Annotated in this window: 24 protein-coding genes; 5 read left to right on the forward strand and 19 right to left on the reverse strand. The window is 62.3% G+C overall.

Annotated features, from left to right (window positions below):
- Window positions 1-10: 10 nt before the first annotated feature.
- Window positions 11-1,126, reverse strand: coding sequence for a dual-specificity RNA methyltransferase RlmN (rlmN, locus tag G7Y31_RS07500; protein WP_165006778.1), 1,116 nt, complete (start codon window positions 1,124-1,126; stop codon window positions 11-13).
- 93 nt (window positions 1,127-1,219) lie between these two features.
- Here rlmN and G7Y31_RS07505 point away from each other — a divergent pair, with 93 nt between their 5' ends.
- A complete protein-coding gene (locus G7Y31_RS07505; RefSeq protein WP_165006781.1) occupies window positions 1,220-1,642 on the forward strand; it encodes a LapA family protein in 423 nt (140 codons plus the stop codon).
- 105 nt (window positions 1,643-1,747) lie between these two features.
- Here G7Y31_RS07505 and G7Y31_RS07510 read toward each other — a convergent pair whose 3' ends face one another.
- The 5 genes from G7Y31_RS07510 to rpsB form a co-directional block, all read right to left on the reverse strand.
- The gene (locus G7Y31_RS07510; protein ID WP_196823545.1) at window positions 1,748-2,641 is read right to left on the reverse strand and encodes a phosphatidate cytidylyltransferase; all 894 of its coding nucleotides are present in this window, start codon (window positions 2,639-2,641) and stop codon (window positions 1,748-1,750) included.
- Between the two features lie 137 nt (window positions 2,642-2,778).
- On the reverse strand, window positions 2,779-3,336 hold the full coding sequence (gene frr / locus G7Y31_RS07515; RefSeq protein ID WP_165006784.1) for a ribosome recycling factor: 558 nt from the start codon (window positions 3,334-3,336) through the stop codon (window positions 2,779-2,781).
- A gap of 114 nt (window positions 3,337-3,450) precedes the next feature.
- The gene (gene pyrH, locus G7Y31_RS07520; protein ID WP_165006787.1) at window positions 3,451-4,179 is read right to left on the reverse strand and encodes a UMP kinase; all 729 of its coding nucleotides are present in this window, start codon (window positions 4,177-4,179) and stop codon (window positions 3,451-3,453) included.
- Between the two features lie 228 nt (window positions 4,180-4,407).
- Window positions 4,408-5,220: a translation elongation factor Ts gene (tsf, locus tag G7Y31_RS07525; protein ID WP_165006790.1), complete on the reverse strand. Its 813-nt coding sequence runs from the start codon at window positions 5,218-5,220 to the stop codon at window positions 4,408-4,410.
- A gap of 217 nt (window positions 5,221-5,437) precedes the next feature.
- Window positions 5,438-6,244 carry a 30S ribosomal protein S2 gene (gene rpsB, locus G7Y31_RS07530; RefSeq protein ID WP_165006792.1) on the reverse strand — a complete coding sequence of 269 codons (807 nt, stop codon included), beginning with the start codon at window positions 6,242-6,244 and terminating at the stop codon, window positions 5,438-5,440.
- Between the two features lie 327 nt (window positions 6,245-6,571).
- On the opposite strand from rpsB, the gene G7Y31_RS07535 reads away from it, so the two are divergent.
- Window positions 6,572-7,126, forward strand: coding sequence for a M23 family metallopeptidase (locus G7Y31_RS07535; RefSeq protein WP_165006796.1), 555 nt, complete (start codon window positions 6,572-6,574; stop codon window positions 7,124-7,126).
- Between the two features lie 66 nt (window positions 7,127-7,192).
- Here the strand turns inward: G7Y31_RS07535 and G7Y31_RS07540 are convergent, their stop codons facing one another.
- From G7Y31_RS07540 to lepB (G7Y31_RS07575), 8 genes are all read right to left on the reverse strand, one after another.
- Window positions 7,193-8,113, reverse strand: a complete 921-nt coding sequence (locus G7Y31_RS07540; protein WP_165006798.1) for a tyrosine recombinase XerC — start codon at window positions 8,111-8,113, stop codon at window positions 7,193-7,195.
- Between the two features lie 94 nt (window positions 8,114-8,207).
- A complete protein-coding gene (dprA, locus tag G7Y31_RS07545) occupies window positions 8,208-9,386 on the reverse strand; it encodes a DNA-processing protein DprA (RefSeq protein ID WP_165006801.1) in 1,179 nt (392 codons plus the stop codon).
- Window positions 9,387-9,388: 2 nt separating this feature from the next.
- Window positions 9,389-10,972: a YifB family Mg chelatase-like AAA ATPase gene (locus G7Y31_RS07550; protein ID WP_165006804.1), complete on the reverse strand. Its 1,584-nt coding sequence runs from the start codon at window positions 10,970-10,972 to the stop codon at window positions 9,389-9,391.
- Complete coding sequence (locus G7Y31_RS07555) at window positions 10,959-11,333, reverse strand: YraN family protein (RefSeq protein ID WP_413227976.1); 375 nt, start codon at window positions 11,331-11,333, stop codon at window positions 10,959-10,961. Before G7Y31_RS07555 ends, G7Y31_RS07550 begins: the two co-directional genes overlap by 14 nt.
- A gap of 286 nt (window positions 11,334-11,619) precedes the next feature.
- The gene (locus G7Y31_RS07560; RefSeq protein WP_165006810.1) at window positions 11,620-11,925 is read right to left on the reverse strand and encodes a DUF2469 domain-containing protein; all 306 of its coding nucleotides are present in this window, start codon (window positions 11,923-11,925) and stop codon (window positions 11,620-11,622) included.
- 76 nt (window positions 11,926-12,001) lie between these two features.
- Complete coding sequence (locus G7Y31_RS07565; protein WP_165006814.1) at window positions 12,002-12,643, reverse strand: ribonuclease HII; 642 nt, start codon at window positions 12,641-12,643, stop codon at window positions 12,002-12,004.
- Window positions 12,630-13,298 carry a signal peptidase I gene (gene lepB / locus G7Y31_RS07570; RefSeq protein WP_244977359.1) on the reverse strand — a complete coding sequence of 223 codons (669 nt, stop codon included), beginning with the start codon at window positions 13,296-13,298 and terminating at the stop codon, window positions 12,630-12,632. The genes G7Y31_RS07565 and lepB (G7Y31_RS07570) overlap by 14 nt, the downstream gene beginning before the upstream one ends.
- A gap of 109 nt (window positions 13,299-13,407) precedes the next feature.
- Complete coding sequence (lepB, locus tag G7Y31_RS07575; RefSeq protein ID WP_235923106.1) at window positions 13,408-14,148, reverse strand: signal peptidase I; 741 nt, start codon at window positions 14,146-14,148, stop codon at window positions 13,408-13,410.
- 527 nt (window positions 14,149-14,675) lie between these two features.
- Here lepB (G7Y31_RS07575) and G7Y31_RS07580 point away from each other — a divergent pair.
- Window positions 14,676-15,785, forward strand: a complete 1,110-nt coding sequence (locus G7Y31_RS07580; RefSeq protein WP_165006820.1) for an HNH endonuclease signature motif containing protein — start codon at window positions 14,676-14,678, stop codon at window positions 15,783-15,785.
- Between the two features lie 389 nt (window positions 15,786-16,174).
- On the opposite strand, the gene rplS is transcribed toward G7Y31_RS07580, so the two are convergent.
- The 4 genes from rplS to rimM form a co-directional block, all read right to left on the reverse strand.
- Complete coding sequence (rplS, locus tag G7Y31_RS07585) at window positions 16,175-16,519, reverse strand: 50S ribosomal protein L19 (protein WP_165006823.1); 345 nt, start codon at window positions 16,517-16,519, stop codon at window positions 16,175-16,177.
- Window positions 16,520-16,670: 151 nt separating this feature from the next.
- Window positions 16,671-19,088 carry a Tex family protein gene (locus G7Y31_RS07590; RefSeq protein WP_165007033.1) on the reverse strand — a complete coding sequence of 806 codons (2,418 nt, stop codon included), beginning with the start codon at window positions 19,086-19,088 and terminating at the stop codon, window positions 16,671-16,673.
- Window positions 19,089-19,502: 414 nt separating this feature from the next.
- Entirely contained in the window at window positions 19,503-20,375 is an 873-nt protein-coding gene (trmD, locus tag G7Y31_RS07595) for a tRNA (guanosine(37)-N1)-methyltransferase TrmD (protein WP_165006827.1), read from the reverse strand.
- Between the two features lie 11 nt (window positions 20,376-20,386).
- Window positions 20,387-20,893 (reverse strand): ribosome maturation factor RimM, encoded by a 507-nt coding sequence (gene rimM, locus G7Y31_RS07600; RefSeq protein ID WP_196823546.1) that lies wholly within the window; start codon window positions 20,891-20,893, stop codon window positions 20,387-20,389.
- 35 nt (window positions 20,894-20,928) lie between these two features.
- On the opposite strand from rimM, the gene G7Y31_RS07605 reads away from it, so the two are divergent.
- Window positions 20,929-21,303 carry a cupin domain-containing protein gene (locus G7Y31_RS07605; protein ID WP_165006833.1) on the forward strand — a complete coding sequence of 125 codons (375 nt, stop codon included), beginning with the start codon at window positions 20,929-20,931 and terminating at the stop codon, window positions 21,301-21,303.
- A gap of 218 nt (window positions 21,304-21,521) precedes the next feature.
- Here G7Y31_RS07605 and rpsP read toward each other — a convergent pair whose 3' ends face one another.
- On the reverse strand, window positions 21,522-22,037 hold the full coding sequence (gene rpsP, locus G7Y31_RS07610) for a 30S ribosomal protein S16 (protein ID WP_165006836.1): 516 nt from the start codon (window positions 22,035-22,037) through the stop codon (window positions 21,522-21,524).
- A gap of 380 nt (window positions 22,038-22,417) precedes the next feature.
- Between rpsP and G7Y31_RS07615 the strand changes: the two genes are divergently transcribed.
- Window positions 22,418-24,664: an acyltransferase family protein gene (locus tag G7Y31_RS07615; protein ID WP_165006839.1), complete on the forward strand. Its 2,247-nt coding sequence runs from the start codon at window positions 22,418-22,420 to the stop codon at window positions 24,662-24,664.
- Window position 24,665 lies beyond the last annotated feature (1 nt).

Genomic DNA, 24,665 nt, shown 5'->3' on the forward strand with positions numbered 1-24,665 from the left:
GGCAGTAGAGTTAGGAGGCTGCGGGGGCTTCGCGCTCATCGGCGGCAAGTTGGCCGCAGGCGGCGGCGATTTCGTCGCCCTTGGTGTCACGGACGGTACACGGCACGCCTTGAGCGAGAACCCGACGGACAAACTCGTCCTGGCGAGCGCGCGGGGCGGCGTCCCACTCAGAGCCCGGGGTGGGATTGAGCGGAATAACATTGACGTGCACCTTAGAACCCAAAGCAGCGTGGAGCTTCTGCCCTAACATGTCCGCACGGAAGTCTTGATCGTTTTTATCGCGGATCAACGCGTACTCAATGGAAACGCGGCGCCCGGACTTGTCTGCATAGTATTTAGCGGCATCGAGGACCTCCGCCACCGGCCAGCGGTTGTTGACCGGGACCAGGGTATCGCGCAGTTCATCATCTGGGGTGTGGAGGGAGACTGCCAGGGTGCAGGCGAGGTCTTCATCGGCAAGCTTCCGTATAGCCGGGGCCAAGCCCACGGTAGAGACGGTAACGTTGCGCTGCGACAGGCCAAAGCCTGCGCCATCCTGGCCAGTAATCTGACGCACGGCCTGCACCACGCGCTTGTAGTTAGCCAGGGGCTCCCCCATGCCCATGAACACCACATTGGTCAGGCGGGAGCCTTCGGCCTGCATCTGCGCGGCAGCGGTGCGGAACTGCTCCACAATCTCCGCAGTGGAGAGATTACGGTCCAAGCCCCCTTGGCCCGTGGCGCAGAAAGGACACGCCATGCCGCAGCCAGCCTGAGAGGAAATACACAGTGTGGCGCGGCCCGGGTAGCGCATGAGCACTGATTCCAACAACGTGCCGTCGTGCAGGCGCCACAAAGACTTCGTGGTTTCGCCATCATCTGTGGAGGTTTGGCGCACCGGCTCCATCAACACTGGGAACAAGGCAGCCTGGACTTCCGCGCGCTTGCCGGCGGGGATGTCGGTCATCGCGGCGACATCAGCAGTCAGATGCTCGTAATAGTGCTTAGCCAACTGCTTCGCACGGAACTTGGGCAAGCCCAGCTCCGCCAGGACGTCCACGCGCTCTGCAACGCTGAGATCAGCAAAATGCTTGGGTGGCAGGCCACGACGCGGAGCGGAAAAATTCAGTTTCAAAGGTTCAGCCATGGTGTCTGCTATTTTGGCACGTCATCTGGCCTTGGCGCCACTTATGTGACCACGACATGATCCCTACGCCCGATTCGTATTAGATTATTAGGCATGACAACCCCTGACGCATCTTCGTCTGTGCCACCGCACGTATCGCAGACGCCGGAAACGCTCGCTGTGCCCAACCCCGCCCCGGAAGCTAACCCCGCTACCGCTCCTGGCCTGTCCGATCGCGAGCGCAAGGCGCTGGCAGATTATCACAAGGAACAGCGCAAAGTTAAGGGCTCCTTTGCTGCTAGCACTTGGGCGGCGTTGATTGTGGGCTTCCTGCTGCTGATTCTGTTAATCATTTTCATCCTGCAGAACCAGCAAAAGGCAGTAATGAACTTCTTCTCCTGGACCGTGGAGTTCCCAGCAGGTATCGCCTTCCTTATCTTTGCCATCGCTGGCGCGCTGATTATGGCCCTGGTGGGTGGCTGGCGCATGCTGGAGCTGCGTCGGCAAGTAAAGAAGCACGCCCAGGCCCAGCGCTAGGCGCCGCAGCCTGGTTGGGTGTTCCAGCCCGGTTGGGTGTTCTAACCTGGTTGGGAGTTCTAGCGAGGCGCGGCTGTACTGTCCTAGTAGTCTTGCGCCACCCGACTAGTGCAGCCCCGGCAGCCAGAAACCATGGGAGAGAAAATTCATTGCCACCCAGGTAATCATGGCGGCAGGCAGCATGCCATCCAGGCGGTCCATCAAGCCCCCATGGCCCGGCAAAATAGCAGACATGTCCTTGATCCCCAGTTCGCGCTTGAATTGGGATTCCACCAAGTCCCCCAGCGTGGCACAGAAGACCAGGACAAGACCCATCAAGGCGCCCACCCAAGCGTCATGGTGCAGCAGCAACCATACTGATAGCGCGCCTGTGACCACGCCAAAGATTACTGAACCGGCAAAGCCCTCCCAGGACTTTTTCGGGGACACCGCCGGTGCCATGGGGTGCGAGCCAAACATAACCCCGGCAATGTAGCCGCCGGTATCCGAAGCCACCACGCAAAGCATAAAGACCACAATGGAGGACGCCCCGCTAGCAAATGGGGTTTGGGTTGTGGAAAGCATCGCAGCGAAGGACCCAAACAGCGGAATCCACGTGAGCACAAAAATGCCCACCGACATGTCCCGCAAATAATTGATCGGCGGCTGATGGCGCCCATTGTGGAAGAGTCGGCCGAACATCAACAACAACACAGCGATGACATAGACCGCCACCATGCCCTGGGCCCCCATGGGCCAAGAGATCCACACCATCGCCTGACCCAGAAGGATCAGCAGCGTGCGCGGCACGTAGTAGCTGTGCTCCCGCAGCCGCGTGAGCACCTCCCACATCCCAACGCCAACGGCGGCGGCCACCACCAGGTACCAGGCCAGCGGTCCGGCCCAGACCGCGAACACCACCACCGCCCCCAGGCCCACGCCCACCGCAATTGCGGCAGGCAGGTTGCGCCCGGCGCCATTCTTGGGTTTGGGCAGCCTGCGTGGACGTGCCTCGCTCATAGGGGTTTTCCTTTCTGCCAAACGGTACGCGCCTGTCATAGGGTGCACGGCCGCGCGTGGCCGCACGTCTCCGGACATAAAAATCAGCCGCCGCGATGGTCCACGGCGGCTTGATTCATCTAAACGCAGCCTGGAGGCTAGACCTCCATCAGTTCACTTTCTTTGTGGGCGACCAGCTTGTCAATCTGCTCGATGTAGGAGGCAGTGATCTTCTCCATCTCCTTTTCAGCAGCAATGACTTCGTCCTCGCCGGCGTCGCCGTCCTTTTGCAGCTTCTTCAGCGCTTCCATAGCCTTACGGCGCAGGTTACGCACGGCCACCTTGCCGTCCTCCCCCTTGGACTTAGCCAGCTTGACCATGTCCCGGCGGCGCTCCTCCGTGAGCTGCGGCACGGTCACTCGCAGCACCTGGCCATCATTGGTGGGGTTGACCCCCAGGTCAGAGTTGCGGATGGCGTTTTCAATCTCATGGATCATCGCCTGCTCATAGGGCTTAATCAACAGCATGCGCGGCTCCGGGACGGAGATGGTTGCCATCTGCGTGATAGGGGTTGGCGCGCCGTAGTATTCAGCCACCAGGCCATTAAACATGGAGGGGTTGGCGCGGCCGGTGCGAATGGTCAGCAGCTGCTCGCGGGTATGCTCCACCGAGGCAGTCATGTGCTCTTCGGCGTCGAGCTGAATCTCATCAATCATGAGTGGTGCTTCCTTAACATGCGGAGGAAATAATTGTCTATAGTTCTTCGCTATAACCTAGCAGGTTTTGCCCTAGCCGTGCTAGAGCCCACTGCTTAAGCCCAACGCCTGCAGTTAGGACTGCACCAGGGTGCCAATTCGCTCGCCGGCCACCGCACGTGCGATGTTGCCTTCCGTGAGCAGATTGAACACCAAAATGGGCATATCGTTGTCCATGCACAGGCTAAATGCGGTGGCGTCAGCAACCTTGAGGTTCTTTTCAATGACCTCGCGCGGAGTGATTTCCGTGTACAGCTGGGCGTCCGGGTTGGTGCGGGGGTCATCATCATAAACGCCGTCCACACCCTTGGCCAGGAAGAGTACCTCAGCGCCGATTTCCAGGGCGCGCTGCGCGGCGGTGGTATCGGTAGAGAAGTATGGCATACCCATGCCCGCGCCGAAGATAACTACGCGGCCCTTCTCCAGGTGGCGGGCCGCGCGCAGCGGCAGGTAAGGCTCTGCGATTTGGGCCATGTTGATAGCGGTCTGCACACGGCTGTCAATGCCTAGCTGCTGCAGGAAGTCCTGCAGGGCCAGGCAGTTCATCACGGTGCCCAGCATGCCCATGTAGTCCGAGCGGGCGCGGTCCAGGCCGCGCTGGGATAGCTCCGCGCCGCGGAAGAAGTTGCCGCCACCAATGACCACTGCTACTTCGGTCCCCTGCTTGGCTACCTCTGCAATCTGCCGGGCAACGTTTTCAACCACGTCCGGGTCAATGCCCACGGTGCCGCCACCGAACATCTCACCGCCCAGTTTGAGCATGACGCGCTTGTAGCCGGTTCGCTTGGAATCAGGGGTAGTCACTGAAGGTGTTCCTCTCCTTGTGGGGGACTTGTGTGCTGGCGCTAATCCTACCCGTTGCCCACCCCCGCAGCCTAACCCGTCAGCCTTGCTGCTGAGCTTGCCGATGCCCCTTTACCTCACTACTTCCCCTACCCCACCGCAGCATCAGGGCCTGCCGAAGAAATGCCAAACCGCCCGGCTCCCAGGACGGAAGTCGGGCGGTCTTGAACGGGTGTGAGATCCCGGAAACTAGGCGCCCAGCTCGAAGCGCTTGAAGCCCAAGACCTTGGTGCCAGCCTCATCCAGCAGCTGTGCCACGGTCTTCTTGGAGTCGGACAGTGCCGGCTGCTCCAGCAGGACTACGCCCTTGTAGAAGCCGTTGAGGCGGCCTTCCACGATCTTCGGCAGGGCTGCCTCTGGCTTGCCCTCCTCGCGGGTGGTGGCCTCCGCGATCTCGCGCTCCTTCTCCACGACCTCAGCCGGGACCTCTTCGCGGGTCAGGTACTCAGCCTTCATGGCTGCGATCTGCAGAGCGGCAGCGTGAGCGGCCTCAGCGTTGCCCTCGTAGGAGACCAAAACGCCCACTGCCGGCGGCAGGTCAGCGGAGCGCTGGTGCAGGTAGACGGCAACGTTGTCGCCTTCGATGGTCACTGCGCGGGAAGCCTGCAGCTTCTCGCCAGTCTTTGCGGACTCTTCGGTGACGATCTCAGAAACCGGCTTGCCGTCGATTTCCACGGCGTTGAGCTCCTCGGCGGAGTTCACCTTAGCGGCGCCAGCGGCCTCAGCGATCTTGGCGGCGAAGGCGCGGAAGGCCTCATTCTTAGCCACGAAGTCGGTCTCGCAGTTGATCTCCACCATGGTGTTGCCGGAAACTGCGATCAGACCCTCGGTGGCCTCGCGGTCAGCGCGCTTGGAGACGGACTTTGCGCCCTTGATGCGCAGCAGCTCGACGGCCTTGTCGTAGTCGCCGTTGGCCTCTTCCAGAGCCTTCTTGCAGTCCAGCATGCCGGAGCCAGTAGCCTCGCGCAGTGCCTTGACGTCTGCAGCAGTGTAGTTCGCCATAGTTGGGGCGATCCTCCTTGAAAAGTATGCGGGTAAGTGTGGGAGTTTTTCTTCCAGTAGCCCAGCCCTGGAGCTTGGCACAATCCGCCTGGTGGCGGCTATGTGCCCTTCTGAAGAGCTGTGGACTCGAGGAGAGAAAGAAACCCCCGTTGCGTGGAATTATCTAGCCCGCTTCACATACAGCGGGCAGCGCGCAACGGGGGTGCAGTGCAAAGATTTACTCTGCGGACTCAGCGGATGCCGGGTCGGATGCTGCGGCGGCCTCAGCAGCGTCGCGGGCTTCCTTCTCAGCGGAGTCGCCGGCAGCTTCCTTAGCTGCGGCCAGCTGGCGCTCTTCACGAGCCTTCTTGCCCTCTTCCACGGCGGTAGCGATGATGCCGGTCAGCAACTTGGTGGCGCGGATGGCGTCATCGTTGCCCGGGATCGGGAAGTCAACTTCATCCGGGTCGCAGTTGGTGTCCAGGATAGCCACAACCGGGATGTTGAGCTTGTGAGCTTCCTTGACTGCGATGTGCTCCTTGTTGGTGTCAACGATCCACAGTGCGGACGGAGCCTTGGACATCTCAGAGATGCCGCCTAGCACGCGCTCCAGCTTGGTGCGCTCGCGGGTCAGCATCAGGGTTTCCTTCTTGGTGCGACCCTTGTAGCCGTCCTCAGCTGCATCCATAGCCTGCAGTTCCTTCATGCGCTTGAGGCGCTTGGATACAGTCTGGAAGTTGGTGAGCATGCCACCCAGCCAGCGGTGGTTCACGTACGGCATACCAACGCGCTGCGCTTCCTCTGCCACTGCTTCCTGGGCCTGCTTCTTGGTGCCCACAAACAGGATGGTGCCACCGTGTGCAACGGTTTCCTTGACGAACTCGAAGGCCTCATCGATGTAGGTCAGCGTCTGCTGTAGGTCGATGATGTAGATGCCGTTACGGTCGGTGAAGATGAATCGACGCATCTTCGGGTTCCAACGACGAGTCTGGTGGCCAAAGTGCACACCAGCGTCGAGGAGCTCGCGCATGGTTACAACTGCCATGGTTTAGCTCGCTTTCTAAGCTTTAGGTTTTCCAGTGTTTTGAGTGTTGCGCGGGCTTTTATCCCGCGCCCTGGCTGCGAAGTCCTCCGGCAACACCCGGGATTTCCGCCCGGGACCATGTCCCCGCAGGGATGCACTCCGCCGCGCGTAGTCAATGCACCAAACGCTGGGTTCGTTTCCGGCGCCGGGCACACTGCTAGTCAGATAGCTTATACCAGCACCCTCACCCATTCCAAACCGTACACCGCCTGTGACCTCAGTTTTCCCACGCGCCACATTCTGGGAAAATCCCTAGCGCACGGCCAGGTTTCCTGCCACAGTAGAGCCATGAATGCTCTCCACATTAAGCAGTTTGCCGATGCCCCCTCCACCCGCCTCCTGCGCACCCTCCTGGCTGGTTGGCTCACCCTAACCCTAGTAGCGTCCGCGACCCCTGCAGCCTCAGGTTCTCCTCCCCCGCGTAACCCAGCCATAGCCGCTGCACACGGCTATTATCAGCGCCCAGTGGATGGTAGGGTCCTGCGCGCGTTTGATAAACCAGAGCACAAGTGGTCTCGCGGGCACCGCGGCGTAGATTTGGCCGCACCCATCGGGGCCACTGTCTACTCGGCAGGCGAAGGCACAGTCTCCTTTGCTGGTTCCGTTGCCGGGCGCCCATCGGTTTCCGTGACCCACCCCGATGGTCTGCGCACTACCTACACTCCGGTCATCGCCCACGTTCAAGCAGGCGAGACAGTAGCCGCTGGTACGCCATTGGGGATTTTAGACCGCTCCTATGACGGTTACCCCGGCTTACACTGGGGAGCCCTCCAAGGCCCGGATGACTACATTGACCCGCTTTCACTCCTGCAACCCCCGCGCATAAGGCTCAAGCCGGTGTAGCGGCACCGCCGGTGTAGCGGCACCGCCGGTGTAGCGGCACCGCCGGTGTAGTGGCACTGCCGGGGTCTATGCACGTGGATGCGCTTGCTGGTATACCTGCTGCAGGCGTTGGGTGCTCACATGGGTATAAATCTGGGTGGTCTGCAGCGAAGAATGCCCCAGCAGCTCTTGGACCATACGCAAATCCGCCCCGCCTTCCAACAAGTGCGTCGCCGCCGAATGGCGCACCCCATGGGGAGTAAGACCCGGCGCGCCCGCCTGTGCGGCCGCCTTCTCCACTATGCGGCGAACCTGGCGGGGGTCTATGCGCCCGCCGCGGACCCCCAGGAAAACCGCCGGGCTGTGGCCGCGATCGTAGTCCGCGCGTTGCTGCAACCACGCCTGTAGAGCCTCAGCGCAGGCCTGACCAAAGGGCACTACGCGCTGTTTGTTGCCTTTGCCGGTAACACGTGCGGTACGTCGCTCAAGGTCCAGGTCGCGCAGGTCCAGGCCCACGAGCTCGCCCACGCGCACACCGGTGGCATAGAGCAGCTCCACCATGGCGCGGTCGCGAGCAGCGACGCCGCTGCTGATGGATGAATCACGGCCTTCAGCAATGCTGTCCACCAGCTCCTCAGCTTGATCGTGTGTGAGTACGCGCGGCAAGTTGCGGTGGGTCTTAGGCGTCATTAACCGCGCGGCCACGTCCGCTTCGAGGTAGCCCTGCCTGTGTGCCCAGGTAGAAAACCCCCGCGCGGCGGCGGTGCGCCGGGCCAGGGTGGCCCGCGAGAGTCCCTGCGCCACTGCCGCGCTGAGCCACTCGCGCAGCGCCAGCAAATCAAAGTGCGCAAAGTCCGGCACCGCAGCGGCAAAGTCCAGCAGGTCGCTGCGGTAGCCGCGCACGGTAGCCTCCGCCTTGCCCTGGACGTCACGTAGGAAGAACGCGTAGTCCTCCACGGCTTCCACAAGTTGACCAGTGGCAGAAGGCGGTTTCTGGGAGGCTGACATACCCGCCTACCTTACCCCACTGCGCTGCAGGTCCCACCGCCAACAAGTCGCCCTACGCTGTGGAACCCACGGCCCTGCCCGGCTGGTGGCTGTGCTAGTCCTGGGGTACGCGGCACCACCCTCCGCCCTGCCGGACAACCAGGCCCTGCTTCTCCACTGCCACCAACAGGTGGATGGTCAATGCCAGGGGCAGGCCGGCGTCACGGGCAATGTCGGCGGCGGAAGCGAGGGTATCGGGAGGCGTGGCGTCATAGGCACGCAATTCGTTACGCGAGAGCCGTTGCGTAGCCGAAGGGGCGAACTCTAGCTCCAGCTGTGCCTCCTCATCCACACTGCCGACGCGTTCCAGCAGCTCCCGAATCCCATCGGCAGAGGTCACTAGCTGCGCGCGGCCTTCTTGGATCCGCCTGTGGCAGCCAATGGAGCCTGTGCCAGTAATCGGCCCCGGCACCGCCATGGCCACCTTGCCCAGGGCTTCTGCCCAATTCAAGGTATTCAGCGCCCCGGAGCGAAACGCCGCCTCGACCACCACCGCACCGTCCGTGAGTGCCGCGACGAGACGGTTGCGGGTCAAAAAACGATGCCGCTGCGGCGTGGTGCCAGGCGGGAACTCGCTAACCAACACACCACTTGCCGCAATCTGGTCAAAAAGACGCGCATTGCGCGCCGGGTAAGGATAATCAATCCCACACGCAGCTACTGCCACAGTGGTGCCATGCTCCGCCAGCGTGTGTTCGTGGGCCACGGTATCAACCCCAAGCGCACCACCGGAGACAATGCTCCACTGGTGGCGCACCAGCCCACTGCACAGCAGTTTGGTCACCTCAAAGCCATAGCGCGATATGGCCCGCGTACCCACCACTGCCACCGCTTGGTGGACGGCGCCAGCCAAGTCCCCGCCGCGGACCCAGAGAGAATGCGGGGCTACGGCATCGGCGTCGAAGTTTGCGGGGGCATCGCCAAGACCGCTGCGGTAGAACCCGAAGGAGCGCGCAAAGGCCTCCTCAGGCCACTGCGGATCCCCCGGAGTAATCAGGCGCGCACCTACCGCCTCGGCCGCGGCCATGTCCTCTTCCTGGCGCAGCCAGTCCCAGCGCGATGCCGTCTGGTCCCGCAGCGCACCCAACCAGTCCGCGCGGTGATAAATGCCGTGCGCAATCCGCTCCGGCTCGAATTCCTCCAGCAATGCTGCCAACACATGCGAAGGGCCCTCTACCACCCGGTTGAGGTAAACCCACGCCTGATACGGCGTATCAATCAACAACTTTGTCACGGCTACTGCCCCCACTTTCCGTACGTATCTGTACCTCGTAAATCAATGGCCTGGGAGACTTCTTCCATCCCCGGCCGCGAAATCCCATGGAGATCCGCCAGCGTCCACGCCAACTTCAGACTCCTATCCACTCCGCGTTGGCTCACCTCACCGGCGGCCAGGTAGGCGCGCAACAACTCCATTGCTTCGTCTGTGGCCGGGAAGTTGCGCCGCAGCCACGCCGCACCTACCGCAGCGTTAGTTTCCGCATCCAGCTCCGCGCGCGCCCACCGGTGTGCGCCACGTTCCCTGGCTGCCGCCACGCGCTGGGCAATGCTTGCCGATGTCTCCTCCCCCGCCGCATCCAGTCGCGCACTGCGGCCAGACAGTGTGATCACCATATCCAGCCGGTCCCGCAACGGCCCGGATAGATTGTGCAAGTAGCTCGCCCGCTGTGCGGGCTTGCACACGCACGCCGCGGGCTCTTCTGCGGCACACCGGCAGGGGTTCGCGGCCAAGACCAACTGAAAGCGTGCGGGGAAGATTACTTCGCGCCGGGCACGCACCAGGCGGACGTGGCCTTCTTCCAGCGGTGCGCGCAGGCTGTCCAGGGCCTCTGCGGCAACTTCTGAGGCCTCATCCAAAAACAGCACCCCGTGGTGGGCCAAACTCGCCGCCCCGGGGCGTGCCCGCCCTGAACCACCACCTACCAGGCCCGCCCGCGTTACCGACGGGTGCGGGGCCACAAACGGGGCCTGCAACACCGCCTGCCCCACCTTGCCTGCCAAGGAATGAATAGCCGTAGCCTCCAAGGACTGGCGGGTGCTCAACTGCGGCAATATCGACGGTAAGCGCGCTGCCAACATGGATTTTCCAGAGCCGGGTGGGCCAATCATCAACAAATGGTGCCCGCCCGCCGCCGCAATTTCCGCCGCACGCTTGGCTTCTGCTTGGCCTGCAATATCGCTAAAACATTTCACCACGTCCTGCCGCGCGCCTAGCTGGGTTCGTTGGCTCACAACGTCACGCGCGGACTCTAACCGGGTTAATCCCCGCACAAAAGCCACGGCCTGCTTCAGCGTGTGCACCACCAGGATCTCTACCCCCTCAACCAAACAGGCCTCCGGGGCATTTCCCACCGGAATCACCAAACAGTCGAAGCCGTATTCTTGGGCGGCCACCGCTGCCGGGAGCACCCCTGATACCGGGCGGATGGAGCCATCCAAGCCCACCTCGCCCAGAAACAGCGTCCCGCCCAGTACTGCGGCGCTGGGGGAAGCAGCAAGCACGGCATCGGCAGACTGTGCAGCAATGCCTCCTAGGCCGGCGCGGGCAGCCAGAATGGCCAAGGCAATGGGCAAATCAAAGTGCGTTCCGGACTTGGGCAAGCTAGCTGGAGCCATCGAGACCACAATGCGCGTCTTAGGCCAGTCCAACTCACTTTGCGTCACCGCAGTGCGAATGCGCGAGCGTGCCTCTGAGATGCTGGTATCCGCCATACCCACAATGGTTATCCCTGGCAGCCCGGTGCCAATGTGGGCTTCGACCTCCACCGGGTGGGCCACCACGCCATCAATTGCAATAGTATGCGTCTTAGCCAGCGCCATGCTCCACCCCCGCAAAATACTCGACATCAAAGCCCGCGCCATTGACTGTCAGGGCCACCACATCGAAGCGGACATTCGCCAGCTTGGCGCGGCCCTCCAACCACCGGGTAGCCGCCTTGCGCATACGGGCCAATTTGCGAGGCGTGACCGCCTCCGCAACCCCGAAAGCGGCAGTCGAGCGCGTTTTGACCTCAACGAATACCAAGGTGCCGTCGGCCTCCCGGCACACCAAATCAATCTCACCCACCGGGTAGCGCACATTGGTAGCCAATAACGTAGCACCCCGGGCGGTATACAGCCTCGCAGCAAAGGCCTCGCCCTTGCGCCCTAGCTCAGTACGCGACAGTTTATGCGTAATCACTCTTGTCTCCTTCATGTTGGAACCGACATGGGGCGGATAACGCCCACAGGATCCACAACAGCGCGCCAACTAGCTCCAGCGCAAGGGGAATTTTTCACATCGGCCAAATCTGTGGAATTCTTGGCCAAAAACTGGCGATCAGGGGCAGTTATCCACAGGCCCGGCCACGCGGACCTTGACAACAGGGAAGCAGAAGTGGTAAAGGGGCATCGGCAAGTTCTGCTGCGATGAACACACAAAAAGCCCCGCCCCACAGCAGCAGGGACGGGGCGCGGAGACACCTCAACTATTCCGGCAACAAAAACTCCGGCTTATCCAACTCCTCGATGTTAACGTCCTTGTAGGTAATCACGCGCACATAACGCACAAAGCGCGCAGAGCGGTACATATCCCACACCCAGGCGTCTGACATGCGGACCTCGTAATAAACATCGCTACCAGAGGTATGAGGAATAAGTTCCACCGCGTTTGCCAGGTAAAAACGGCGCTCGGTCTCTACCACATAAGAAAACTGGCTGACCACGTCGCGGTACTCGCGGTAGAGGGACAGTTCTACTTCGGCCTCATAGTTGTCTAATTCCTCAGCGCTCACAGCAGGCTCCTTTAAACATCCGCGGTTGAACTGGGTTTACCTGGGATACTTTAGCGCGCCGGTAGTAGCGGTGCGTTCAGGCGCGCGCAAGATACTCGGCGTGGGCCTTGGCCACGTTGGCATAGCTCATCCGATGCTGCGGACTAGCCCCCAAACGCGCAATAGCCTCCGCGTGCACCCGCGTGCCATACCCCTTGTGCTGAGCCAGGCCATAGCCGGGATACTGGGCATCCAAGGCCAGCATGCGGCGGTCGCGGCTGACTTTGGCCAGCACGCTGGCGGCGGCAATACACCGGGCGGCGGCATCACCACCAATAATCGGCAACTGCGGCGCCGGGATGCCGGGCACCCTTAAAGCGTCGGTGAGCACATACCCGGGGCGCACCCCCAAGGCGGCGACGGCGCGGCGCATTCCAGAAACATTCGCGTGCTGGATGCCGCGAGAGTCAATGGCCTGTGCCTCAATATGGATAATCGAATACGCCACGGCCATGGACTGAATCAGCGGAAACAATCGCTCGCGCTGCGCAGGCGTGAGCTTCTTGGAATCCGTGAGCTCCCGCAACTGCGGTATAGGGCGCTGGGGCAACACGCACGCGGCAATGGTTATCGGCCCGCAGCAAGCGCCGCGGCCAGCCTCATCGACCCCCACTACCGGACCCAAACCGGCCTTATCCAACACCACCTCATAGGTGCGCGCGTACTTATAGGTCCGCATGCTCCACAGTTCCTAGACGGGTGGGCGGGAACACCACTGCGGCCACCTTGCCCCGGATGTTATCCACCGGGACGGCGCCCTGGTGTTCGTCACCCAGGTGCGCGCGGGAATCAGCAGAATTGGTGCGGTTATCCCCCATCACCCACACGTGGTCCGCCGGGACTTGCACCGGGCCAAAATACTCCCCGCCGCAAGCGGCTGAACCGCGCGCGGGATCCACCGGGTAGGCAGGCGGGTCCAACACAAAATGGCTAGCGATGGCGTGGCCATCGACCATCACACCTGGGTCGCCTTCTTCACACTTGACCACGCTGCCCGCAGTCGCAATGACGCGCTTGACCAGGATGTTTTCCGTCGAGGCTATCAGCCCGGCCCCGGCAAGCACATTCTGTGCGCCGCGGATAACCACATTGTGGGAGCGCTGGGCGGACCACTGCCCATTCCAGCTGGGCGGCGCCGCAAAGACCACCACGTCGCCTGCGTGCGGTTGGCCGAAAGTATAGCTGAGCTTTTGCACCGCTATACGGTCATTGGTACAGCCCTCACACCCGTGCAAAGTAGGCTCCATGGACCCAGACGGAATCACATAAAGCCTGCCTACAAACACGCTCAGGGCCACCAGCATCACAAACGCCACCAACACGGAACGCAACAACGAGTATCCCTCCGCGATACGCTGTGCGCGCGCAGCTACCGTCGTGCCGAAGCCCCCGGAGCCCGCATCCGCTTCCCCCTCCCTGTTTCCAGGGGCTTGCTGCCCGGGCTTAAGATGCCTGGATATCCGGGTCATCGACACCGCCAATTCGGCTAAACGGGAAGAAAATAAACGCCACCTTGCCGCGAACGTTTTCCTCCGGAATACTGCCCAGGAATTCATCGTCCATGTGATAGCGCGAGTCCAGGGAATTGGTGCGATTATCGCCCATCACAAACACATTGCCTGCCGGGATGGTCACCGGGCCAAAATAAGGCCCACCACACGCCTGCGAACCCACCAAATCATTCACCGGATACGTGGGCGGGTCAAGGACGTAGTCCTGATTAATCGGCTTTCCATCGACCATAATGGCCGGGTCCCCCTCCTGACAGCTCACCGTCTGCCCGCCGGTTGCAATAACGCGCTTGACCAGGGTGTTCTCATCTGGCGGGGCCAGAGAAACGAACGACAAGCCGTCCTGGATTTTCGCAACGACCGGGTTGGAAGAGCGCGGCGAGACATAAGAAGCGTTCCACGACTCCGTGCCTTCAAAGACAATCACATCACCAGGTTGCGGCGATTTATCCCCGCGGTAGCTGAGCTTTTCCACAAAAATCCGGTCACCGGTGCAGCCTTCACAACCGTGCAGCGTAGGCTCCATGGACGCAGACGGAATCACATACTGGCGGCCTACAAAAGTCTGCATGAGCCCCACCACCATAAGGACCACCACAAAAATCAGCAGTGTCTCCACAATCCACGGCAGGGACTTCTTCGGCTGCGGCGTCGATGCTGCGTTATTAGTCACCCCGTAGACACTACAGCACCAACCTGCCGATGCCCTAGCCTGCCGATGCCTCTTTCCCCCACCCGCCCCTGCCCCCGGCGGGCTTCCCGCACGCACTGGTCACTGTTTCGCCGTGGCCCGTGCGTGCTCTTCCGTGTCGCCCAACAGTCCGCTGACGCTTCTCCCGCACCCCCGCAGCATTCTGCCGTGTATGCCGTCGCCCCCCAATCGGGCGCTCCCTTTTTCGGTCTGTGAGCCGCAGTCCACTCCTGGCCGCACAAGCTATTTTGCGGACTCTTCCCGAGTGCGCGCCGCAGTCCACCCGTGAGCCCCGCACCACGCTTGTCTTTCATGGCTCGACACGCAGCCCTTCCCCGCGTGCGCGCGACATAATACTCTGGCATCTCACGCGGCGGCAACCGCATGTGCAGTCGGCCTGTGGATAACTCCCCATTTCTGCCACGGGTGGGGACAAGTTATCCACAGATTTCGGGTTTTCCCAAAATACCCCTTGCGCAGGGTTGCGCTATCGCCTTAGCGTCAAAACCATGAAAGAGATCAACATCGCCGCCCTGCTAGGCAGCGTCATCGACGCACTGCCACAGCTAGAGCATGCCACCACCACAGACCTGGAGGGCTTAGGCGTTGCACCAGATACCGCAGAGTTCCTGGTACGCCTCCACCGGCTGTACTGCGGGCCCGGCCAGCCTAGCCGCAGGCAAAGGAGTGCTGTTAAAGGCGCACAGCGCCACGGCCACGGGCTGATAGCCATGCAAGAAATAGAACGCGAAGTCACCAAAACCAAAACCACCCAACAATGGCGAATGCGCCAACACCTATGCGCCACACCCGCAGGCCAGTTCACGGCTGTGGCGCGTAAACTACGCCGGGAATGGAACCCAAAGGATGACACCCCGGTAGAAAAAGTCACCATGCGCCGCTACGCCAACGGCACAGCCACCATGTCGATTACTGCTCGCGATGTGGACCTTACCGATGTCTACGATGCCATCGATCAGGATGCCCCGGCAGAAAGCTTCTTTAACCTGGTGCGTGGTGAAGGTGGTGCTGGGCGGTTGAACTACATCCCGATGATTACCCTGCAGTTGGATACCTTCGCCAAGCTGCTCGCCGTCTCCGACTGCAACCACACCGGTACCGGTGATCAAGCTGCCGGTGCCAGCGCAGCCAACCCCGCCGGTGCAGACTCTGCAGGCGCGGATTCGGACATTATTGTTCGGGCGAATAATGGGGCGCGGATGACTGGTAAAGAACTAGCTGAGCGCATTTTGTTCAAGCATGGGTTTGTCGCGATCCTAAGTCGGGTGCATGGTCCGGTGGATGTCTACCGTATGGAGCGCTTTGCCACCGACAAGCAGCGTTTGCTGTTGGCAGCGGAGAGCCCTGAGTGTGCGTGGTTGGATTGTCATGTGCCGTTTGATAAATGCCAAGTCCACCACATCACGTCGTGGGCTGATGGTGGGGAAACCAACATCAAGAACCTCACGGTGTTATGCCCGCACCATAATGGTGCCAATGAAGACCACCCGCCGGGAGGAGTGCCCATCCACCGCGGCCGAATGGTAAGGGTTGGTGGGCAGGTGGCGTGGCAGTCACCTGGTGGTGGTGTCCCGGTGCCGACTAGCCCCACCAACTAACCCCCGTGCCCGCAGCGCCGGCAGCACGGCAAGCGCAACACGACAGGCTGCGCAGCCGGTAGCCTGGCAAGCAGCGCAGTGCGCAAGTCGGGCGCAGCGCAACGCGGCAAGCAGCGCAGCACCCCAGCCCCACGGCAGTCGAAAACAGGCAGCCGGAGGGGCTAGACGTGCGGGCTCAGCGCAATAGTCGGCGTAGCGCTCCAAGCTAGTGGCGCAACCCCACACAAAACCAGCGCAACACCCCAGCCCCACGGCAGCCGAAAACAGGCCGCCGGAGGGGCTAGAAGCGCGGGCGCGGCAAAGGTTGAGAAATGAGATACGGCGGGACTGCTTGAAAAAGCAAAAACTCCGCGGGAGATTGCTCTCCGCGGAGTTTCAGGCAGCTGAGATTAGCGGCGCTCCTTGATACGAGCCTTCTTACCGCGCAGATCACGCAGGTAGTACAGCTTCGCGCGGCGCACGCGGCCACGGCGCACGACCTCGATGGACTCGATGTTCGGGGAGTGAACCGGGAAGGTACGCTCAACACCGATGCCGAAGGAGACCTTGCGGACGGTGAAGGTCTCGCGGATGCCGGAGCCCTGGCGGCGGATGCACACACCCTTGAACAGCTGCACACGCTGGTTGCTGCCCTCGATCACCTTGACGTTGACGTCCAGGGTGTCGCCCGGACGGAAGGACGGGACATCGTCACGCAGCTGCGCGGCATCAATCTTGTCGATAATGTTAGACATTCGAAGTATCCTTTTCAGTTTAAGACAGAGGACCCTGGCGGCCAGTCGCTGGCCTGAACCGGTTCGTGCCTGTTACACAGAACAGTTGTCCATTTTGGCACACCGGCCCCACTCAGTCCAAACCACACCTGTGCTTAAAGCAGGACAGGGCCTAACGTCCAAAGCCGGCGTTGCGGAGGGCTTCGGCAAGCGATCCGCCGCCTTGGGGGCGATCTTGCTCGCGCCGACCAGTGTTGCGACCGCCTCGGTTGTTGCGACCACCGCCGCGATTATCGCTGTGGGAGCCAGCGCCACGGTTTTCTACTCGGCGACCACCGCCGCGGGTGTCGGCACGGTCGCCAGCACCGCGGGAATCGTGCGAGCTGGAACCCCGGCGCGCATCGGCGGAGTGGGAGTTGCGGTTGCGGGGAGCATCGCCAGATTGGCCTGGTTCATCGTTCAGGCGCAGGGACAGCCCAATGCGCTGGCGCTCCACGTCAACATCCATGACCTTGACCTTGACCACTTGTCCAGAACGAACTACCTGGTGCGGGTCTTCCACGAATTTCTCGCTCATGGCTGAGACGTGGACCAGCCCGTCCTGGTGGACTCCCACGTCCACAAAAGCGCCGAAGGCTGCGACGTTGGTCACGGTGCCCTCCAAAATCATGCCGGGGACCAAGTCAGAGACCTTGTGCACGCCTTCTTTGAACGTGGCCGTTTTGAACTCGGGACGGGGGTCGCGGCCTGGTTTGTCCAGCTCCGCGATGATGTCCGTGACTGTGGGAACGCCAAAGGTCTCATCTGCGAAATCGGCAGGCCGCAACGCCGAAAGCACCCGCGTATTACCTATTAGCTCTGCCACGCCCAGTCCGGTGCTCTGCGCAATTCGCGCGACGACCGGGTATGCCTCCGGGTGCACTGCGGAGCCGTCCAGGGGGTCCGCCGCGCCAGTAATACGTAAGAATCCAGCCGCCTGTTCAAAGGCCTTCGGCCCCAGCCGCGGTACTTTGGTCAGCTCCTTGCGGGTGGCAAACGAGCCGTGTTCGTCGCGATACGCCACGATATTGGCCGCCACCGTGGGAGTTACTCCGGCCACGCGCTCCAGCAGGGGCACGGAGGCGGTATTGACGTCCACGCCCACGCCGTTGACGGCGTCTTCAACCACACCGTCGAGTGTGCGCGCCAGCGCCGTTTGGTTGATGTCGTGCTGGTACTGCCCTACCCCGATGGCCTTCGGGTCAATCTTGACCAGTTCCGCCAGCGGGTCCTGCAAACGCCGGGCAATGGAGACCGCCCCGCGCAGTGAGACGTCCATGTTCGGAAACTCCTCGGCCGCCAGCTGGGAGGCCGAGTATACCGACGCCCCCGACTCGGAGACCACCACCGGTGTGGGGCGCTTGCCCCCAGCCTGGGCCACCAGGTCGGCAACCTCAGCTGCGAGTTTGTCCGTTTCCCGGGAGGCGGTGCCGTTGCCCACGGCCAACAGGTCTACCCCGTGGGTGGCGCATAGCCGAGCCAGGGACTGGACCGCGTCCTTCCAGCGGTTCTGCGGCTGGTGGGGGTAGACGATAGCGGTGTCGACAACCTTGCCGGTGCCATCGACTACCGCGCACTTCACGCCGTTGCGGTACCCAGGGTCCAACCCCAACGTGGCGCGCTGGCCAGCCGGGGCTGCCAACAGCACATCGCGCAGATTGGTGGCAAAGACTTCTAACGCTCCGGCTTCGGCGATTTCCTTCAAACGCATGCGCACATCCAAGCTGGAGGAGACATAGAGTTTGGTACGCCAGCCCCAGCGGACGGCATCGGCAAGCCATTGCGAGCGACGGTCCAGGTCGAAGCGGTGCGCAATCATTGCCTCGTAGTCTTCGTCCTCCCCGGCGTCAAGCTGCAGCGAGAGCACGCCCTCGGACTCTCCGCGCAGCAGGGCCAGAATCCGGTGCGAAGGCAGCGACGCAAAGTCCTCCGCGAATTCAAAATAGTCCTTGAATTTTGCCCCCGCCTGTTCTTGGCCGGCCACCACGCTAGCGCGCATGGTGCCGGTGGAAAACATCTCTTCGCGCACCTGCCCCACCAGGTCGGCGTCAAGGGCGAAGCGGTCGATGAGGATGGCGCGCGCACCTTCCAGCACCGCTTTGACATCCGGGAATCCCTCGCTCACATGCCCGGTGGCCAGCTTCGCGGGATCAGCCTCTGGGTGGGCAATCAACGCGTCCGTGACCTCTTCCAGGCCGGCCTCACGCGCGATGTCTGCCTTGGTCTTGCGGCGCTTCTTATACGGCAGATAGATGTCTTCCAGGCGGGCTTTGGTCTCGCAGGCCAGAATCTGGGCGCGCAGTTGCTCCGTGAGCTTGCCCTGCTCCTCAATGGCCGCCAGGATGGTCTGTTTGCGCTCTTCTAGTTCGCGCAGGTAGGTCGCGCGTTCTTCGATGGTGCGCAGCTGAGTATCGTCCAACCCGCCGGTGGCTTCCTTGCGGTAGCGGGCGATGAAGGGCACGGTGTTCCCCTCCGCCAGCAGTGCCAGGGCGGCCTCTACGTTGCTCACGGCCACGCCCAGTTCGGCGGCGATGAGCGCCGCGGGCGCCATTGTCTGTGCTGTAGTCATTCGGGCCATTTTAGCCCACCCCGGCCTGGCGTAGTGTGGTGGCCATGAGCATCTACGACTGCCTAATTGTTGGGGCTGGCCATGCCGCACGCCCCCCTGCTATCCTGGCGCGGCCAGCAGGTTTCCCAGGTTAGCCTCCAGCTTGCCGATGCCCCTCCACCCCCACCGTCCGCACCCCCACCCGCACCTAGCAGGCGCGCACGGTGGTTGCCTGATGGAGTCGACGGCGATCACCTCATCTGCTGCACCGGTTTTCGGCCCGCGCTGCGCCCCTTTTCAGGCGGTGCGCTCCCACCCCGGGTTCTTTACCGTGGGCCACTCCCCGGCGGCGACTATCCAAGGAGTTGGCCCCGAAGCGGCGCGTACTGCGGCGGCGGTCCGGCACTACCTGAGGGTTTAGGGCTGCGGTGTGGAGGGGGCATCGGCAGACTCAGCCGCACGCAGCTGTTCCAGGAAGGCGCGGTCAGCCTGGTCCAAGGGGGCGGTCTCCAACAGCTCCGGGCGCCGGGCCCAGGTGCGGGCCAGGGACTGCTCGCGGCGCCAGCGATCCACCAGGCCATGGTTTCCAGAGGTCAACACCTCCGGCACCTCCAACTCACGCCACACACGCGGCTTGGTGTAGCTCGGGCCCTCAAGCAGGCCATCAGAAAAAGAATCCTCCTCATGGGAGCGCCGGTTGCCCAGCACCCCGGGGATAAGGCGCACCACGGCCTCCGCGATGACCAGCACGGCCACCTCCCCACCAATGAGTACATAGTCCCCAATGGAGACCTCGCGAACGTGGTAGCGGCGGGCGGCATCATCAATCACGCGCTGGTCAATGCCCTCGTAGCGCCCGCACGCAAAGACCAAGTGCTGCTCGCGGGAGAGCTCCTGGGCGTCGCGCTGCGTAAAAGGCTTGCCCGCAGGGGTGGGCACAATAAGCACGGGTTGCTGGGCGCCTTGGGGGGCCACGCTAGCGGCAGCTTCGCCCGCAAGCTCGTCGTGGCGCGGCCGGTCTAAGTGCGGCAGCGAGGAGTCCAGGCGAGTTCCGGCCGCAGTGCCTGCGGCCACGGAATCGAGTGCCGGCCCCCACACCTCCGGCTTCATCACCATGCCAGGCCCGCCGCCAAAGGGCGAGTCATCGACCGACTTGTGTACATCCGTGGCCCAGTGGCGTAGGTCGTGGACGTCGACGGCTAGCAAATCCTTCTCTATCGCCTTACCCAGCAAGGCGTGGCGCAAAGGGTCAAGATACTCCGGGAAAATGGTCACCACATCTATTTTCATAGCCGTCCCCTCTATAGCTCCAGCAGGCCCGCAGGCGGGGTGATGGTCACAGTCCCGGCCTCAAGGTCCACGTCCGGGACTATCTGCTCCACGAAGGGAATCAGTACCTCGCGGCCGCCGTCGAGGGTGACTTCCAGCAATGACTGCGCCGGGCCGTGCGCAACCCCGGCGATGGTGCCAATGGGTACGCCGGCGTGGATCACCTTGAGCCCTTCGAGCTCATGATCGTAGAAGCCGTCATCCTCGTCATCTTCAAGCGGCGGGGCGAAGAACTGGGTGCCGCGCAGGCTATCAGCGGCGGTGCGGTCATTGACCTCCTCAAAAACAATGAGCAGCCGCCCCTTATGCGGGCGCACCGCAGCAATAGTCAGCTGATGCTCCTTCGCGCCCTGCCGGCCGTGGAGCACCTGGCCGACCGCAAACCGTACCTCTGGGGCATCCGTGGTGGCCTCCACGGAGACTTCTCCCTTGATTCCATGGGACTTCATCACGCGACCAATCATCAATTCCATGGCCACTACTCTAACCGGTGTTGTGGCCTATGATGACGGACATGGATAGCCTTCCGCTTCATGATGCCTCCACCTTCGGCACCCCACAGACCACCGGATTGGAATTCCTCGACTTGCTTGCCGATGCCCCCTCTGCCGATACCACCCGTGCCCGCCCCGCCGTCCAGCGCCTGCACTCCGGCGCGCGAGCCAATCACATTGTCTTCACCTTTAGCCCCGGGCAAACACTGCCGGAGCACAAAGCCGCCCACCCCATCACCGTGCAGGCCTTGCGCGGTGAGGTGGAATTCAGCTGCCAGGGCACCACGCACGTGCTGCGGCCTGGGACGGCGGTCTATCTGCCCGCGTACGTAGTCCACTCCGTCCAGGCGCAGCAAGACGCAGTCATGCTGCTGATCATGCACACGGGGGACTAAAAGACGCCGAATCGGCTCGCCCTTGCGCGTGGACTCTCGCCCTTTGACGTAGATGAGTGTGCGGGCCCGTCGCCCCCTCGCGCGTGGATAAATGTGCGGGCCCGTCGCCCTTGCGCGTAGCTAGGTATGCAGATCCGCCCTGTCCTGGTCTGGAATCGGGGTGAAAACGGCAACACCCCGGGCGTATAAGCACCCGGGGTGTGACGGTGAGAGAGGCCTTAGGCTTCCTCGGTAGCCTCTGCGGACTCGGTGGACTCAGAGTCAGCGGACTCGGCTTCAGCCTCAGCGGCGGCGGCAGCCGCTGCAGCCTCGGCCTCAGCGGCAGCCTTAGCCTCAGCGGCTTCCTTGGCCTTGCGCTTCTTCTCGGTGATGGCCTCGATGCTCGGGCCATTGTTGGCCTCAGCCAGTGCGGCGTTGAACAGATCCAGCTTGGAAGGCTTTTCCTCAGCAACCTTCAGGGTGCCCTCGGCGCCCGGCAGGCCCTTGAACTTCTGCCAGTCACCGGTGATCTTCAGCAGAGCCAGCACCGGCTCGGTCGGCTGAGCACCAACGCCCAACCAGTACTGAGCGCGCTCAGAGTCGATCTTGATCAGGGACGGCTCCTGCTTCGGCTGGTAGATACCAATGTTCTCGATAGCACGGCCGGAGCGGCGGGTGCGGGCGTCAGCGATAACGACGCGGTACTCAGCATTGCGGATCTTGCCGATACGCTGCAGCTTAATCTTTACAGCCATGATGGCTCCTTAACTTTCTAGTCACTGGGCAGTACTTATGGCGCACGCCGTTGAAACGGCGTGCCGGTTCAGCCCTTGGATTTAACCTGCGGGTGACATGCCGGGCGTCCGTAGGCGCTAACGGCGTTACGCAGGAAAGCTTGTTGCATTGAACTTGTAGTGTTGGACCCAGCCACGCGCGCAGATACGCACGCGGAGTTAGGCAACCTCGACAATGGTACTCTCGCGAGGCCCCGGAAGGAAATTACGGCGGTGGTTATGTCTACAAGCGAGGTAGCGGGGTAACCTGTCTTGACGCAACACAAAAATCTTCACGCCACCTATAGTCCAGATCTGCGCCTGGCAATCGGCATGAGGAACGTAAACAATGTTGGGACCCCATGACTGAGAATGCACGTAGTTTTCGGTACCGCTACGACCTGGATGGACTTCGCGGCATAGCCATCGCCCTGGTGGTTTTCTACCACGTTTTTGTCGGACGCGTCTCCGGCGGCGTTGACGTATTCCTGCTACTTTCCGGTTACTTCTTCTTGGGCTCGCAGCTGCGCTACGCGGACAAGCCCGATGCCACCTTCAATCCCTGGTGGCCCATCTGGCGCACCCTACGCCGCCTGGTTCCTGCCCTGGCGCTGACCGTGGGCGCGACTTATCTGCTGATCCAGTTCCTCACCCCACAGCTGATGCGCACGGAGTTTACCCAACAAATCACCGCCAGCCTGCTGTACTACCAAAACTGGGAGCTGGCGCGGCAAAACGCTGACTATGCGGCGGCATCGGCAGCAACGTCTCCCCTCCAACACCTGTGGTCCATGTCGGTGCAAGGGCAGTTCTACCTCGCCGCTATCCTGGGTTCACTGCTGCTGGGCTGGCTCATCCACCGGGTAGCGCGCGCCAAACACCTCAACGTCCATCGCGTGGCCGGGCCGCTGCTAATCCTCATCACGCTAGTCTCCTTTGCCTACGCCAGCCGCTACGGGCTCTTCGCCCCTCCCGCTAACTACTACGACACGTTCTCGCGCACCTGGGAGCTGACCCTAGGCGGCGTGCTCGCGGTCTATAGCCACCAGTGGTCCATCCCGCAGCGCCTGGCGGACTTCTTTACCGGTTTCGGCCTCCTGGCCCTGGCGCTGACCGGCGTGCTGATTGCCGACACCACCGCCTACCCCGGCCCACTGTCACTTTTGCCGCTAGGTGGTGCCGCCCTCATCATCGTTGGTGGCGGCGGAAAGCTCTCCGCTGCGCTGGCCTCTAGGCCGGTACGCTGGCTGGGCGATATTGCCTACCCGCTCTATCTGTGGCACTGGCCGCTACTTATCATCGCCACCTCGCACCTGAACCAAAACACCCCCTCGCGCTGGCTGGGCCTAGCGATCATTCTTTCCTCCGTGATCCTGGCAGACCTTACCCACCGCTTTGTGGAGCGCCCCCTGCGCCAACACCGCAAGCGCCCCCTCCGCACCGACATGCCCGTCAATCGCGCCCGGGCGGATCTGCGCACCTGCACCGGGGCGGCACGCGCAGGCGGCGGGGTCCTTGTCGCCGCCGCTACCGTAGCGCTGCTCAGCGTCCACCCCGCCTGGATGGCCAACGTACGCGCCGGCGAACAGACCGTCCTCGACCCCACCTCCTACCCCGGAGTCATGGCGCACTTTAACCAGGAAGTGCCCACAGGTCTGCCCGTGCAACCGGACCCCATCCTGGTAGGCGGAATCTTCCCGCCCACCTCCACCTCGCACTGCTTCGTGGGACAAGATGCCGAACCCACCCACTACAACACCACTCGCGTGGACGGCACCCCGTGCATCTTCGGCAACCCCAACGCCGACTTCAACGTCTTTGTCGTAGGCGGCTCGCACGCAGAACAATGGATGTCCGGCCTGGACAAGCTAGGCCGGGAGATGAACTTCCGCATTGTGCCCATCATGCGCCAAGGCTGCCCCATCGAACTTGGTGATGACCTCACCGTCACCCCTGAGTGCGCCACCTGGGGCGCGGGCGTGGTCGAGCAAATCATCGACGCCCAGGCGGACCTCGTCATCTCCACCACCACCCGTCCGCAGAGCTTCTTTGGCCACGGGCCCGACGTGGTACCAGCAGGCTACCTCGAATTCTGGAAAGAGCTAGATAAGCACAACATCCCCTTCCTGGGTCTGCGTGATAATCCCTGGGGCTTCGACGATGAAGGCATAGCCCGCGAATTTGATGAATGCTACGTCGCCCTCGAAGACCCCGTGGAATGCGGCATGCGCCGCGAACAGGTCTACGCCCCCGTCGACCCCGGCGCTATTGCCCTAGCCGAGTTCGACAACATGATTGCCGTGGACACCGCGGACTGGTTCTGTGAAGAAGACATCTGCCCCGTTGTCATCGGCAACACCGCCGTCTACCGGGACATGCACCACATCTCGAATGCCTTCGCAGACTCCGCCATGCCCTTGCTGCGCGAGTACCTCAAGCCCTTCCTGGCCCGGGAGCCACAAAAGCAGCGCGTGCCCGCTGCCGCCCAACCCACTGCCCCGGCCAGCGCACAGGCGACGGTGGAGCGCAAGGGGGCACCGGCAAGCTCTACCCCCACCAGCCAAGAGCCCACCCCGCTGCCCGTTGACTACTCCGCCAAGCCGGTTTAAA

Origin of the sequence: Corynebacterium lizhenjunii (assembly GCF_011038655.2) — a bacterium.
Lineage (GTDB): Bacteria > Actinomycetota > Actinomycetes > Mycobacteriales > Mycobacteriaceae > Corynebacterium > Corynebacterium lizhenjunii.

Coding starts and splice junctions, on each gene's coding strand:
- tsf (WP_165006790.1), bottom strand. CDS start 5,220: ATGGCGAACTACACTGCTGCAGACGTCAAGGCACTGCGCGAGGCTACT.
- G7Y31_RS07535 (WP_165006796.1), top strand. CDS start 6,572: ATGAATGCTCTCCACATTAAGCAGTTTGCCGATGCCCCCTCCACCCGC.
- rplS (WP_165006823.1), bottom strand. CDS start 16,519: ATGTCTAACATTATCGACAAGATTGATGCCGCGCAGCTGCGTGACGAT.
- rpsP (WP_165006836.1), bottom strand. CDS start 22,037: ATGGCTGTAAAGATTAAGCTGCAGCGTATCGGCAAGATCCGCAATGCT.
- frr (WP_165006784.1), bottom strand. CDS start 3,336: ATGATTGATGAGATTCAGCTCGACGCCGAAGAGCACATGACTGCCTCG.
- rlmN (WP_165006778.1), bottom strand. CDS start 1,126: ATGGCTGAACCTTTGAAACTGAATTTTTCCGCTCCGCGTCGTGGCCTG.
- G7Y31_RS07540 (WP_165006798.1), bottom strand. CDS start 8,113: ATGTCAGCCTCCCAGAAACCGCCTTCTGCCACTGGTCAACTTGTGGAA.
- G7Y31_RS07605 (WP_165006833.1), top strand. CDS start 20,929: ATGGATAGCCTTCCGCTTCATGATGCCTCCACCTTCGGCACCCCACAG.
- G7Y31_RS07565 (WP_165006814.1), bottom strand. CDS start 12,643: ATGCGGACCTATAAGTACGCGCGCACCTATGAGGTGGTGTTGGATAAG.
- G7Y31_RS07590 (WP_165007033.1), bottom strand. CDS start 19,088: ATGGCGCCCGCGGCGCTCATCGCCGCCGAACTGGGCGTGGCCGTGAGC.
- G7Y31_RS07615 (WP_165006839.1), top strand. CDS start 22,418: ATGACTGAGAATGCACGTAGTTTTCGGTACCGCTACGACCTGGATGGA.
- trmD (WP_165006827.1), bottom strand. CDS start 20,375: ATGAAAATAGATGTGGTGACCATTTTCCCGGAGTATCTTGACCCTTTG.
- G7Y31_RS07580 (WP_165006820.1), top strand. CDS start 14,676: ATGAAAGAGATCAACATCGCCGCCCTGCTAGGCAGCGTCATCGACGCA.
- G7Y31_RS07505 (WP_165006781.1), top strand. CDS start 1,220: ATGACAACCCCTGACGCATCTTCGTCTGTGCCACCGCACGTATCGCAG.
- G7Y31_RS07510 (WP_196823545.1), bottom strand. CDS start 2,641: ATGAGCGAGGCACGTCCACGCAGGCTGCCCAAACCCAAGAATGGCGCC.
- G7Y31_RS07550 (WP_165006804.1), bottom strand. CDS start 10,972: ATGGCGCTGGCTAAGACGCATACTATTGCAATTGATGGCGTGGTGGCC.
- rpsB (WP_165006792.1), bottom strand. CDS start 6,244: ATGGCAGTTGTAACCATGCGCGAGCTCCTCGACGCTGGTGTGCACTTT.